General features: G+C 49.1%; 14 protein-coding genes. 4 read left to right on the top strand and 10 right to left on the bottom strand.

The window, feature by feature from the left end:
• Nucleotides 1-61: 61 nt before the first annotated feature.
• Genes VIN66_RS05935 through VIN66_RS05925 form a run of 3 tightly spaced genes read right to left on the bottom strand, consistent with a single transcriptional unit; the run spans nt 62 to nt 2,050 of the window.
• A complete protein-coding gene (locus tag VIN66_RS05935; protein ID WP_331923110.1) occupies nt 62-724 on the bottom strand; it encodes a fumarylacetoacetate hydrolase family protein in 663 nt (220 codons plus the stop codon).
• A gap of 1 nt (nt 725) precedes the next feature.
• The gene (locus VIN66_RS05930; protein ID WP_331923109.1) at nt 726-1,745 is read right to left on the bottom strand and encodes a lytic murein transglycosylase; all 1,020 of its coding nucleotides are present in this window, start codon (nt 1,743-1,745) and stop codon (nt 726-728) included.
• Between the two features lie 35 nt (nt 1,746-1,780).
• Nucleotides 1,781-2,050, bottom strand: a complete 270-nt coding sequence (locus tag VIN66_RS05925; protein ID WP_331923108.1) for a YcgL domain-containing protein — start codon at nt 2,048-2,050, stop codon at nt 1,781-1,783.
• 164 nt (nt 2,051-2,214) lie between these two features.
• On the opposite strand from VIN66_RS05925, the gene minC reads away from it, so the two are divergent.
• From minC to minE, 3 genes are read left to right on the top strand one after another with little or no spacing between them, the layout of a single operon-like run.
• Nucleotides 2,215-2,919, top strand: coding sequence for a septum site-determining protein MinC (gene minC / locus VIN66_RS05920; RefSeq protein WP_331923107.1), 705 nt, complete (start codon nt 2,215-2,217; stop codon nt 2,917-2,919).
• Between the two features lie 10 nt (nt 2,920-2,929).
• On the top strand, nt 2,930-3,739 hold the full coding sequence (gene minD / locus VIN66_RS05915; RefSeq protein WP_331923106.1) for a septum site-determining protein MinD: 810 nt from the start codon (nt 2,930-2,932) through the stop codon (nt 3,737-3,739).
• Nucleotides 3,740-3,742: 3 nt separating this feature from the next.
• Entirely contained in the window at nt 3,743-4,003 is a 261-nt protein-coding gene (gene minE / locus VIN66_RS05910; RefSeq protein WP_134055998.1) for a cell division topological specificity factor MinE, read from the top strand.
• A 73-nt stretch (nt 4,004-4,076) separates the two neighbouring features.
• On the opposite strand, the gene VIN66_RS05905 is transcribed toward minE, so the two are convergent.
• From VIN66_RS05905 to VIN66_RS05890, 4 genes are all read right to left on the bottom strand, one after another.
• Entirely contained in the window at nt 4,077-5,450 is a 1,374-nt protein-coding gene (locus VIN66_RS05905) for a DUF4397 domain-containing protein (protein ID WP_331923105.1), read from the bottom strand.
• A 144-nt stretch (nt 5,451-5,594) separates the two neighbouring features.
• Nucleotides 5,595-6,728 (bottom strand): ribonuclease D, encoded by a 1,134-nt coding sequence (rnd, locus tag VIN66_RS05900; RefSeq protein WP_331923104.1) that lies wholly within the window; start codon nt 6,726-6,728, stop codon nt 5,595-5,597.
• Nucleotides 6,729-6,809: 81 nt separating this feature from the next.
• Nucleotides 6,810-8,465: a long-chain-fatty-acid--CoA ligase FadD gene (gene fadD, locus VIN66_RS05895; protein WP_331923103.1), complete on the bottom strand. Its 1,656-nt coding sequence runs from the start codon at nt 8,463-8,465 to the stop codon at nt 6,810-6,812.
• Between the two features lie 155 nt (nt 8,466-8,620).
• On the bottom strand, nt 8,621-9,469 hold the full coding sequence (locus VIN66_RS05890) for a methyltransferase (protein WP_331923102.1): 849 nt from the start codon (nt 9,467-9,469) through the stop codon (nt 8,621-8,623).
• 250 nt (nt 9,470-9,719) lie between these two features.
• Between VIN66_RS05890 and VIN66_RS05885 the strand changes: the two genes are divergently transcribed.
• Nucleotides 9,720-11,018 (top strand): alkaline phosphatase, encoded by a 1,299-nt coding sequence (locus tag VIN66_RS05885; protein WP_331923101.1) that lies wholly within the window; start codon nt 9,720-9,722, stop codon nt 11,016-11,018.
• Between the two features lie 22 nt (nt 11,019-11,040).
• Here VIN66_RS05885 and VIN66_RS05880 read toward each other — a convergent pair whose 3' ends face one another.
• The 3 genes from VIN66_RS05880 to VIN66_RS05870 all read right to left on the bottom strand — a co-directional run.
• A complete protein-coding gene (locus VIN66_RS05880) occupies nt 11,041-11,541 on the bottom strand; it encodes a chalcone isomerase family protein (RefSeq protein ID WP_331923100.1) in 501 nt (166 codons plus the stop codon).
• The gene (locus VIN66_RS05875; RefSeq protein WP_331923099.1) at nt 11,525-12,040 is read right to left on the bottom strand and encodes a DUF2878 domain-containing protein; all 516 of its coding nucleotides are present in this window, start codon (nt 12,038-12,040) and stop codon (nt 11,525-11,527) included. The genes VIN66_RS05880 and VIN66_RS05875 overlap by 17 nt, the downstream gene beginning before the upstream one ends.
• A partial coding sequence (locus VIN66_RS05870) for an SDR family NAD(P)-dependent oxidoreductase (protein ID WP_331923098.1) occupies nt 12,037-12,491 on the bottom strand: 455 nt, incomplete at its 5' end. The genes VIN66_RS05875 and VIN66_RS05870, both read right to left, overlap by 4 nt.

Below are 12,491 nucleotides of genomic sequence, written 5' to 3'. Positions count from 1 at the left end.
TCATCCGTGGTCATCTCGGCCAGGGATTTTTTTTCCCAGTAACGTTCTTCCAGCGCCATGCTTAAATTACTCTGCTTGTTTGGATAAAAAGATCGGCCAGTTGCAGTTGCAACGTATCACCGCAGTGCAGCGGCCCGACGCCAGCCGGCGTCCCCGTCAGCACAATGTCACCTGGCTGCAGCGTAAAATGGCTGCTCATTTCACTGATAAGCTGGTTTATACCGCGTATCATACTGGCAGTATTGCCTTGCTGACGCGTTTCACCGTTAACCTGCAGCTGAAACGCCAGTTGCTGAGGCTGCGCTACTTTCTCTTTGCTGACAAACCCCGCTACCGGACAGGCGCCATCAAAACCTTTGGCGATCTCCCACGGCCTGCCAAGCTTTTTCAGCTCGGCTTGTACCTCGCGCAGCGTTAAATCAAGCGCCAGGCTGTAACCCCAGATAGCATCAGCCACTGCATCAACACTGGCATTCTTCAGTGTTTTGCCAATCAGTACCGCCAGTTCAGTTTCGTTGTGCACCGCCCCTCTGCCGGATGGAATGCTAAAGCCAGGTGCAAAGCTACACAGCGCAGTAGCTGGCTTGATAAAGAACAATGCCTCAGGCGCTGTTTTACTTTGCATCTCGGCGATATGGTCCTGGTAGTTCTGGCCGATACACACGACCTTACCGACAGGTAACGCTATGCTATTGCCATCTATATCACGATGTTGATACGCCATATTACGACTCCGCTGCGACGATAAGATCGGCCAGGTAGCCTACGCTGGTGACAAAATAATAGGACTTGTTCCAGTGCATCAGCACTTTGTAGTTGTCGTACGCCAAAAATGCCCGGCCACTGTCGCCATCGGGTAAAATCAGCGCTGCACTGATATCAACCGCGGGCAACGCAGTGCCATTTAACCGTTGTAAGCCCAAAGCACTCCAGTCTGACAAACTGCGCTCAGACTGCGCCCAGCGCCCCAGCCATTCGCTACGCTGCAAGCTGCCACGGGCAATAGCCTGGCTGAAATCAAAATTCTGCGGCAGCAGCACTTCGCGGCCCCAGGTTTTATTATTATCCCAGCCCTGCTGTTTCAGATAGTTTGCAATAGAGGCAAATACATCCAGCTGATTAGTCCAGATATCTTTTTTGCCATCGCCGTCACCATCCTGCGCATAGGCCATAAAAGAGCTTGGCATAAACTGGCTTTGGCCCATGGCACCGGCCCAGGAACCTTTCATATCAGTCAGGCTGATATGGCCCTGCGCCAGAATATCCAGCGCATGATAAAACTCGGCTTTAAAAAAGGCTTCACGCCGGCCTTCATAGGCCAGTGTTACCAGTGCAGAAGGTACTGAGTAGGACCCCATAATACGGCCAAAACTACTTTCCAGCCCCCACAGCGCGACGATAAAACGTGGCTGCACACCGTATTTTTCGCCTATTTTTGTCAGTTCCGGCAAATACTGCTGATAGCGCTCGCGCGCCATTTTTATGCGGGTTTCGCTGACTCTTTTCGGCAAATAGGTACTTAAGGTTTCCACAAATTCGGGCTGTGACTTATCAGCACTTACCACACGTTCATGAAACTGCAGCGAAGAAAATACCTCATCAAGCAGCTGTGGCGCATAACCTTTACTCAGCGCCTCCTGCTTTAATGTGGCGGTGTAGTCGGCAAATGCAGGTTTGGTATCAGCGGCAAAAACAGCAGTACTGAATATGGCCGCAGTGGTAATAGCAATCAGCGTTCTAAACATAAAAAGGCCTGTTGATGATGAAAATACTAATAAAATCAGCGCTGAAGCGCTTTGTGCTGTGCCAGCAAATCCTCTGGCGGTGGCGGCAGCTGTAAGTAAAAGCCCTGCTGTTGCAACTGCTGCTTCACTCTATCGATATCTGCCAGCGCCAGATGTTCCCGTTTATCTAAATTAATCACGGTCACCAGTTCGGGTTTACCAAAGGTATCGAGCAATGCCTGCGGCACTGCAGAGAAGTCATCCCGTTGCTTAACATACAAATAGGTACTGTCTTTTTTCCGGCTTTTATACACTGCACACAGCATCGAATAAAACCACGCCTCAACCTTGCTTAACGAAGGCCTAAACTATAACATGAAGCCTTGTTATTGCGTACCCGCCAGCAGGCGGCAACGCAAATAAAAGCGCGGTCTGGCAAGGCCTGAACCGCACCCGCGACAAATTATAATAAGTGCGCAAAGAATTAGTTATGTCAGATCAGACTTTGGAACTCAAAGGGAGCTTATTCCCTTTATCGGTACTCTCCTGCCCGGATCTCAGTGTCAGTGCCCTGCAAGCCCAATTAAGCCAGAAACTCGCGCAGGCGCCGGCGTTTTTTTATCAGGCACCTATTATTCTTAACCTTACAGACTGCCAGCAAACACCGGATTTTGTTGCGATAAAACAACTGTTTACTGAGTTAAAACTGGTATTGGTTGGCGTTTGTGGTGCCAGCAGCACCTTAAAACAACAAGCGCAGCAAGCCGGTTTAGCCGCGCTGCAACTGGGTAAAGACAGCAAAGCTGCTGTAGCTGCCGCCCCGGCCAGTAAAGCGGCCCCTGCGGTGAATACGGTAAGTGTGGCGATGGACAGCAAAGTGGTTGAACATGCAGTGCGCTCTGGCCAGCAGATTTATGCCAAAGGCACCGACCTTATTGTTAAAGGCACGGTTGGCGCCGGTGCTGAAGTGATTGCCGATGGCAATATCCATATCTACGGCACGCTGCGTGGTAAGGCAATAGCCGGTGCCGCCGGTGACAGCAGCAAACGAATTTATTGTTATAACCTGCAGGCCGAGCTGGTATCTATTGCCGGCAACTACTGGCTAAGCGAAAGCCTGCAAGGTGAGTTTTGGAGCAAGTCAGCCTGCGTTAAGCTGCAGGACGACCAACTGGTATTAGCAGAATTAGTATAAGGAATTTTTGATGGCAAAAATTATTGTTGTCACGTCAGGTAAAGGCGGTGTAGGCAAAACCACCTCCAGCGCAGCTATCGGTACAGGTTTAGCATTAAAAGGCCACAAAACCGTTATTATCGACTTCGACATTGGCCTGCGTAATTTAGATTTGATTATGGGCTGCGAGCGCCGCGTGGTGTATGACTTCGTTAACGTAATTAACGGCGAAGCCAATTTAAAACAAACGCTGATCAAAGATAAACGTACCGACAACCTGTTTATTCTGCCGGCGTCACAAACCCGTGACAAAGATGCATTAACCAAAGAAGGCGTAGAACGCGTTCTGAACGAGCTGGCTAAAGACTTTGATTTTATTATTTGTGACTCGCCAGCCGGTATTGAAGCCGGTGCCATGATGGCACTGTACTTTGCCGATGAAGCCGTAGTAGTCACTAACCCTGAAGTATCATCAGTACGTGACTCTGACCGTATTCTGGGTATGTTATCCAGCAAATCACGCCGCGCTGAACAAGGTCAGGATGCGATTAAAGAACACCTGCTGCTCACCCGTTATAACCCGGAGCGGGTAGAAAAAGGCGAGATGTTAAGCGTAGATGACGTAAAAGAGATCCTGTCTATTGATTTGCTCGGCGTCATTCCAGAGTCGCAAGCCGTGCTAAACGCCTCTAACTCGGGCCAGCCGGTTATTCTGGATGCCGAAAGCGACGCCGGTCAGGCATACCTTGATACAGTCGATCGCTTGCTGGGCGAAAAAGTACCCTTCCGCTTTTTAACTGTGGAGAAAAAGGGCCTGTTAAAACGGATATTTGGAGGATAACGGATGTCATTACTGGATTATTTTCGTTCAAACAAGAAAAACAGCGCCAACACCGCCAAAGAGCGGCTGCAAATTATTGTCGCGCATGAACGCAGAAAGCGTAACAGCCCGGATTACCTGCCGCAGCTTGAGCGCGATATTCTCGAAGTGATCCGTAAATACGTGGATATTTCACCCGAGCAAATTGCCGTATCGCTGGAAAAACGCGACGACGAATTGTCGGTGCTGGAGCTAAACGTTACCTTCCCGGAAGATAAGCGCTGATCGCTGATTTGCTGCTAAACACAAAGCCCGCGTTTGCGGGCTTTAATTTAACAGGACCTTCTGTTATTTGGTTTTATGGCTGGACAAAATCGTCCATTAAAATGAGGCCAACATCTGCTGTTAACCCGACACCATCGCGGGCGATAGCGGTATAAATGCTGTTTGCCTCAAGCGTTAACGCTACCGGACCAATGGCTGCGGTTTTACTGCCGGCTGGCGTTACTGTGACCACGTAGTCCCCCGCGGCCAGCGATACATAGCCGGTTTCAGCTTTAAAAGGCACATCAGCAAAGGCGGGTGTTGCCGCGCTGATATCTTCGGTTGCGGTAACATAAATATCGACATTACCGGCTAAGGTTGAGCCATGCACGATACGAACCTGCGCTTCTGTCGCTATGCGGCGCGGCATATCAGATAACACCAGCGGTTCTATGCTGTTCTCGCCCAAAGCCCCGACAGCCAGCACACTGTAATAAGCACCGGCATCCAGCATCAGATCGGCGTTGATAACAACCACACTGTTATCAGCATCGGCAGCCACTTTCACATTGTAGGTATCAGGCGCCACAGCCACATAAGGTGTAAAATCCGGGAAGGCTAACGCATCCACCAGGGTAATAGCATCATTGACGATCACATCCACTGCCGGTGCGTCAGATACATTGTGCACTACCCTGACCGAGGCAGTTGCATCGGCATCGAGAATAGCCATTTCGCTGCCATCCTGCGCTATGGCCAGCAAGGATACCGGCGACTCACCAGAGTACTGGCTATCTATAGCAGCCACGACCAGATCAGTGCCTGCTGTGGTTAAATCTAAAGCGCCACTGTCAAACACCACGGTATTAGTGCCAGGTAAGGTAATACGTACCTGATACTGGGCAGGGTCGACTTCAACATAGTCGGTAAAGTCTTTAAACATTAATGTTGCAAGCGGAGAGCCCAGCTCTGCATCCGGCGCAGTGACATGTACTTCAACTTCAGGGGCACCTGCTGCGGCATGAACAACCTGCAAACGGATTTTGCCACTGCTGACATCCGCTGTGGTACCAGGCACGACCAGCGCATCCAGTGAGTCATCCACCACTTTACCAACAGCGAATACGGTGTAACGCTTTGCCTCTTCCAGGCTTAAATCTACCGGGCCGATAACAGTTGCGGGGTCATCGCCAGGCAGAAGTGCCTCTGCGGCAATACTGTAAGTGGCAGGCGGCAGAGCCAGCACTTCAGACGCCTGTGCAAAAGCAAGATTAGTAATCGCTGCGTTGTTATTTGCCAGGATATTGACATCGGGTGCGTCAATAACTGCATGCACCACCTGAACGGTGGCATCAGCTACCGCAGGAGGTTCCGGCGTTGGTGCCGGGTCGTCATCGTCATCTAACCAGCATCCGGTTAAAGAAAGTGCCAATACTGCAGGTAAAGCAAAGTGTTTTATCTCAAGCATTGTTATAACCCTTCAGTTAAAAGTCGCTGAAGTGTTACGCCAGGCTCAGCTCGCGCGATCAATGCAATTTAGTGACAAAAATCGAATAAAAATGTCAAAAAAAAGCATTGAACCGAAGTGACAAATGCTACGTAGCGCGGCGCGCTACAGATTGATATGATCAGGCCGTGGCAGAAACGGTAACAAATGCTGCTTACGCCAGCCGGTCAGATACTCTGGTATCGGCAATTGCTGACGTTCCCCATCCGATACCCGCCAGCACCAGTTCAGGTATTCATTGAGCTGGCGCTTAACAGACATAAATTCGGCCGGTATCGCTAAGGTATCAGCTGCGGTTTTTACTGCTTTTGTCAGCTCGTTTACGGTTTCTTTATAACCGGCGAAGCTGTCGTTGTGATAAAAGCGCTGCGGGCACTGTGACAACGGCAACTCTTTGGCCTGGGTGATAATATCAACCAGTAGCTTAGCGTGGCGGCGCACATCACGTGGTGGCATACCCGGAATGTTCATCAGGCTTTCTGCCGTTGATGGCCGCCGTTTGGCAAGTTCAATAAGGTGGATATCTTTTAAAATTAACCCCAGCGCCAAATCACGCTGCTGCGCATAGCTGTAGCGCCAGGCCGCCAGTTCGCGCAGTACGGCCAGTTCGCGTGGGCTTAGTTGCCAGCTGTTTTTAATTTCCAGATATTTAAATGCCAGCGGCAGTTGTTGTTCGCGGCGACGCATTAATTGCGCCCCCTCAAGCAGCAACAGCTGCTGCTGCATTTGATTCATGTGCGACAGTAATTTGTCGTATAACGGATACAAAAAATGCACATCGTTTGCAGCGTATTGTAGCTGCGTTGCTGTTAAAGGCCGCGCCAGCCAGTCTGTACGGGACTCACTTTTATCCAGCACCTCGCCACTTAGCTGCTCAACCAGACGGGCATAGCCCATACTGCTGCCCCAGCCAACCAGCTCGGCCGCAAGCTGAGTATCAAACAACGGCGTAATATCAATAACCCCAATGGTTGCAAGCGCTTCAATGTCTTCACTGCATGAGTGCAGTAGCTTCACTATGCGGTTGTCTGACATCAACTGCACAAAAGGTGTCCAGTCGGTAATTTCAAGCGGGTCAACCAGCGCCAGTGCGGCACCGTCAAACATCTGGATCAGGCCAAGCTTGGGCGCCAGCGTGCTTTGACGAATAAATTCTGTATCCAGTGCCAGCACTTTGCGCTGTGCGGCCTTCTGACAATAAGCTGCCAATGCTGCGTTGTCGGTTATCAACCCTGTCATCTGTTACCTGTATTACTCTGGTAATGAAAATATACTGCAAACAAAAGCCGGCATCAGAGCCGGCTTTTGTTATGTTGCGTGTTAACCGCGAAGTTCTCGCCGCAAAATTTTACCAACATTGGTTTTTGGCAATTCTGTGCGGAATTCTACCAGTTTTGGTACTTTATAGCCCGTTAAATGTTGCCGGCAATGCTGAATGATTTCCTGCTCATTCAGGCTGGCGTCTTTTTTCACGATAAACAACTTCACCGCTTCGCCTGTGGCTTCATTTGGCACACCAACAGCTGCAACCTCAAGCACTTTGTCATGCATGGCGACAACTTCTTCAATTTCATTTGGGTACACGTTAAATCCAGACACCAGAATCATGTCTTTTTTACGATCAACGATATAAAAGAAGCCTTCTTCGTCCATACGGGCGATATCGCCCGTATACAACCAGCCGTCTTTTAGCACTTTCGCCGTTTCTTCCGGACGGTTCAGATAGCCCAGCATAACCTGTGGCCCTTTTACCAGCATCTCGCCCGGCTCACCTGGCGGCACTTCGTTGCCATCATCATCAACCAGCTTAATATCAGTGGATGGTGCCGGTAAACCAATACTACCGTTGTAACCGTCAATATCGTAAGGGCTTACCGTTACCAGCGGGCAACATTCTGTCAAACCATAACCCTCAAGTAATCGGGTACCTGTTACTTTTTGCCAGCGCTCTGCGACAGGGCGCTGTACCGCCATGCCGCCACCGATAGAGGCTTTTAAGCCACTGAAGTCTAGTTGAGCAAAGCCAGGGGTATTCAGCAGGCCATTGTACAGCGTGTTCACACCGGTAAAGATGGTGAAATGAAATTTGCTCAGCTCTTTGACGAAGCCTTTCATATCGCGCGGGTTTGTAATAAGCAGGTTTGTTGCGCCATATTTGAAAAAGGTAAAGAAGTTCGCGGTTAACGCAAAGATATGATACAGCGGCAACGCCGTCACAATTTTCTCCGCACCTTTTTCCAGTAACTTGTCCAGACAGCCACTGACCTGCTCCAGGTTACCCACCATATTACGGTGTGTCAGCATGGCACCTTTTGATACACCGGTAGTACCACCGGTATATTGTAAAAAGGCTATGTCAGAGCCTTGCAACTCAGGTTTACGGTAGTTACTGCTGGCGCCTTTTTCCAACACACTGTTAAAACCGACAAACTTACTCAGTTTATACGCAGGCACCAGCTTTTTGATATGCTTGACGACCAGATTCACGATAGTGCCTTTTAACGCACCCAGACGATCACCCATTTTGGTCAGAATAATATGATCGAGTTTAACTTTACTTTCTATCGCTGCCAGCGTGTGGGCAAAATTATCGACAATGACAATGGCTTTTGCTTTAGAGTCGTTCAGCTGGTGTTCCAGCTCACGCGGTGTATATAAAGGGTTTACGTTTACCACTACACAGCCAGCCCGCAATACGCCCATCAGCGCAATCGGATACTGCAGCAGATTTGGCATCATAATGGCAACGGCGTCACCTTTTTTCAGCCCCAGCTCAGTTTGTAAATAAGCTGCAAAAGCAATACTTTGTTTATCCAGTTCACGGTAACTGATACTTTTACCCATATTGATAAAAGCGGTTTTGTCCGGGTATTGGGCGATGCTTTGTTCAAAAATATCCAGTAATGACGGGTAATGATCAGCGTTAATTTCTGCGGGTACGCCTGACGGGTAACGTTTTATCCAAACTCTATCCACCGCCCTCTCCTCTTGTCTAAGGTTATTATTTTATAGATATAAAACCACCCGCACGCAATCTGTTGTTGCGCTTTATTGCTTTGGTGGTTTCATTGGAGTTTTTACTCTAACGGCTAATCATCCCATAATTGCCAGCATTGCACAATTAGTGCAGCTTATTGCACCGGTTTGACAAACTTTAATGTCATACGGTCACTTTCACCGATCCTCAGGTATTCTGCTTTGTTATAGTTACCCATAGCCAGTGTCGGCGGCAAGGCATACACCCCTTTCGGATAATTTTTTGTATCTGCCGGGTTAGCGTTAAGCTCGCTGCTTTCCACTAATGTAAAACCAGCCAGCTCTGCTGCTTCAATAACATAAGATTCATCCAGGTAGCCTTCCACAGCAGAGCTTGAAATATCCGATAAACGTGCAGCGCGGTGCTCAACCATACCGAGTACGCCGCCGGGTTTTAATGCCGCGAAGATGCTTTGTAAAGTGGCAAACAAGTTACCGTCTTCATTCCAGATATGGGCATTGCGAAATGTCAGCACCATATCATATTGTTCATTTTGCTGCGGATAAAACAGCGGTGGGTCCAGCTCAATCATGTCAGGCGTGCCAAAATACTCGGCATTGTCAGCTATACGCTGTGCCAGCCGCTCGCTGACCCGCGCCCAGAAAATACTACGCTCATCCTTTAATGAACCATCATTGTGGCGAAACTGCGCCAGTGTCAATTTTCCCTGCGCTTTTAAAAACGGTGCCAGTATTTCGGTATACCAGCCATGCCCAGGCCAAATTTCCAGTACTGACATTTGCGGTTCAAGGCCAAAAAATTGCAGGGTTTGTGCCGGATGACGGTACTGATTACGCTGGATATTTTCGTCACTGCGCTGCGTCGACTCGCTTAGCTGCTGAAACTCAGACAGCGACGGCGCAGCATTTGCAACCGAAGAAAACGCGATACAGCTAAACAATAAAGATAACACCACTGTCTTTCTTGTAGTAATAATTGACATACTTCAAACCTTTATAAGTGCTGGCAATGCTCAACATGGCAGCAAACACTGCCATATACGTTAACTATTGCTTCGAGTATTCAGTTTTAATTCAGTTCCCTGTGCAGTGAATTTAGCCACTGTGCACGCACCATTCAAAACAAAACACTGAGCCTGTTATACTGCCGCTTCATCGACATCCATTTGTCACAGCTACGCTATAAAGTACACTAGCAGCTAAGAACATCAAGCCCTATTAAGGTAAACCTGTATGCGTCGACATTTGTTATCGTTAGCTTTGTTATTAACACCTGCTGCAACACTGGCGGCACCAAAGAATATTATTTATATGATTGGCGATGGCATGGGCCCGGCATACCTGTCGGCTTATCGTTACTACAGCGACGATACCAGCACCCAAACAGTAGAAAACACGATTTTTGATGAGCTGTGGCAAGGCGTTGCCAGCACCTATCCGGATGACGATACTTATGTCACCGACTCCGCAGCGGGGGCTACTGCTCTGGCAACCGGCGTCAAAAGTTACAATGGCGCTATATCCGTAAACCGTCAGCATATTCCCATTGGTACTATGATGCAGCTGGCGAAAAGGCTGGGTAAAGCCAATGGTATAGTGGCAAGTTCACAAATCAACCATGCCACCCCGGCTTCTTTTTTGGCGCATAACAAAAGCCGGCGCAATTACAATGAAATCGCCGATATGTTTCTGGATTACCGCATTAATGGCATGCCGGTAGCCGATGTGATGTTAGGTGGTGGTACCGATTACTTTATCCGTAACGGCCGCGATCTGGTGAGCGAATTCAAACAATTAGGCTTTCAGTACACTGACAGCTGGCAGCAACTGGATACCCTGACTAAAACACCGGCACTGGCATTACTGGCAGAAACTGCTTTACCTGCTGCATTGAACAGCAAACAGGATAAGCAACTGGCCACGCTGACCGAAAAAGCATTGCAACTGCTGACACCGGCAGAAAAAGGCTTCGTGCTGATGGTGGAAGGCAGCCAGATTGACTGGTGTGGCCATGATAACGATATTGCCTGTGCCATGGCTGAAATGCATGATTTCGCTAAAGCGATCGCAGTAGCCAAAGCCTACGTTGACACTCACCCAGATACCCTGCTGGTCATTACTGCAGATCACGAAACGGGTGGTTTATCACTTGGCGCCGCCGGCGAATATCAGTGGCTGCCTGATGTAGTAAAACAAGTCAAGGCTACAGGCCGCAGTATTGCACAGCAGCTAAAACAAGCAGCCTCTGATCAGGACGCGCTGGCACTGTGGGCCGATTTGACGTCGATTAGTCTTAACGATGCCGAAAAAGCAGAGCTGTTAAGCACACGTAAGCAAGACGAAGATACTCTGCGAAAACTGTCCAACAAACTGGTGGCTAAATATTCGTTCACTGGCTGGACAACCGGTGGTCACACGGCCATTGATGTGGCGGTGCTGGCCTATGGTAAAGACGCTAAAAACTTTGCCGGCTTTCAGGACAACACCCACATTGCAAAAAAGCTAATCCAATATATTCAGCAAACTAAGTAACCTTAGCTACGTCAATCTAAAGCTACTGCGCCGCTATTAACTGGCGGCGCAGCTTCGGCGCACTGGTATCAGGATGCAGCCAGATATCAAAGAAAGCGTTACCAAAGTCAGAATCACTCTGCGTTCCGGTCTCTTCACCATTAAAATAAAATATCACGCTACCATCAGCTTGCAGCAGTGCTGCTAAAGTGTCGCCTTCTTTCACATCGCGCCATAAGCTTTGTAACTCAGAGGCCCACCGCTGATGCTGTTCATCACTGCTAAGCCCGAGCTTGCGCCATTCATCGATTGTCGCATCAATAAACTGCTGCTTACTGATATCGCGCTTATATGTCAGCTCTAACAGCAAAGGCGAGCTCTGCTGATAATTTTTAAAGGTACCAGTCTCGTTTGCCAGCCTGGCGTCATACAACTGCCAGAATAAATAGCGGTACGACCCCTCACCCACGGTTTTAAACTCCGGCAAAGCATACGCATTTAGCGTAAAGCAAAACGCTATGACAGTACTAAGCTGCTTCAACATATAACCTCCTGCTTTGTCCCAGCAAAACAGCAATACATGCCCATACCAAAATCAAACAGATGGCAGACCAGATACCTGATGGAAACTGCAACGCTCCACCGCTGAGTGCCGCCCCACTGTAATACGACAAAGGGCCACCGCTTGCGCCCAGCGCAGCGGCCACCCAGGGCGATGTTAGAACTCTGGCCATGAACTCCACCGCTGCCAGTGCAAATATCGCCCATAGCGCCACAAACCACAGCGGCATTCCTAATAGTGAAAAGGCTTCTTCAGTGCGAAACTGCAAGATGTTACTGTGTGTCAGCAGCGCGTCTATGGCCAGCCCGGCAGCTGAAATTAACAATACCGCCAGACGCTGTCTTGCGGTCAAACGCCAGCAACCATAAAGCCAGTAAATCCCAACCGGCAGCAGCACCAGATTCTGGTTAAACACCAGTGCAAACCAACACAACTGAAAACCAATCAGGGCGCGCCAGTTAAATCCGGTTGCCTGATTCATTGTTTCATCCTCTGTGCCACACTATTTCGCAAGCCGTAAGGCAGCATCGACAACGTCTTTAACAGTAAACTTAATCGCAACGGAAAACGCAGCCGCGTTTTACCCTGCTGCAAACCGTTATAGACACGTTTTGCCGCTTCCTGCACCGGCAGTAAAAATGGCATGGCAAAATCATTTTTTTGCGTCAGTGGCGTGTCAACAAATCCTGGTTCAATCAAATGCACACTGATACCACTGCCGGCGAGATCAAGGCGCAGGCTATCGGCAAAATAACTTGTTGCGGCCTTACTGGCACCATAAGCCTGAGCTTTAGTAAACGGAAAGAAATGCGCCATTGAGCTGACAATAGCCAGCTTAGGTGTCAAAGAAGCCTGAAGCAGAGGCAGAAAGTACTTAGTGCTGCTAACTACTGCATGAAAGTTAATGGCGAATGTTCTGTCAAAGGCCGCCA

It is taken from the genome of Rheinheimera sp. (assembly GCF_036568245.1).
Classification (GTDB): domain Bacteria; phylum Pseudomonadota; class Gammaproteobacteria; order Enterobacterales; family Alteromonadaceae; genus Alishewanella.
The sequence above is the reverse complement of the archived record's forward strand: the minus strand, read 5'-3'. Positions and strand labels throughout refer to the sequence as shown.

Coding starts and splice junctions, on each gene's coding strand:
- VIN66_RS05935 (WP_331923110.1), bottom strand. CDS start 724: ATGGCGTATCAACATCGTGATATAGATGGCAATAGCATAGCGTTACCT.
- VIN66_RS05930 (WP_331923109.1), bottom strand. CDS start 1,745: ATGTTTAGAACGCTGATTGCTATTACCACTGCGGCCATATTCAGTACT.
- VIN66_RS05925 (WP_331923108.1), bottom strand. CDS start 2,050: ATGCTGTGTGCAGTGTATAAAAGCCGGAAAAAAGACAGTACCTATTTG.
- minC (WP_331923107.1), top strand. CDS start 2,215: ATGTCAGATCAGACTTTGGAACTCAAAGGGAGCTTATTCCCTTTATCG.
- minD (WP_331923106.1), top strand. CDS start 2,930: ATGGCAAAAATTATTGTTGTCACGTCAGGTAAAGGCGGTGTAGGCAAA.
- minE (WP_134055998.1), top strand. CDS start 3,743: ATGTCATTACTGGATTATTTTCGTTCAAACAAGAAAAACAGCGCCAAC.
- VIN66_RS05905 (WP_331923105.1), bottom strand. CDS start 5,450: ATGCTTGAGATAAAACACTTTGCTTTACCTGCAGTATTGGCACTTTCT.
- rnd (WP_331923104.1), bottom strand. CDS start 6,728: ATGACAGGGTTGATAACCGACAACGCAGCATTGGCAGCTTATTGTCAG.
- VIN66_RS05890 (WP_331923102.1), bottom strand. CDS start 9,469: ATGTCAATTATTACTACAAGAAAGACAGTGGTGTTATCTTTATTGTTT.
- VIN66_RS05885 (WP_331923101.1), top strand. CDS start 9,720: ATGCGTCGACATTTGTTATCGTTAGCTTTGTTATTAACACCTGCTGCA.
- VIN66_RS05880 (WP_331923100.1), bottom strand. CDS start 11,541: ATGTTGAAGCAGCTTAGTACTGTCATAGCGTTTTGCTTTACGCTAAAT.
- VIN66_RS05875 (WP_331923099.1), bottom strand. CDS start 12,040: ATGAATCAGGCAACCGGATTTAACTGGCGCGCCCTGATTGGTTTTCAG.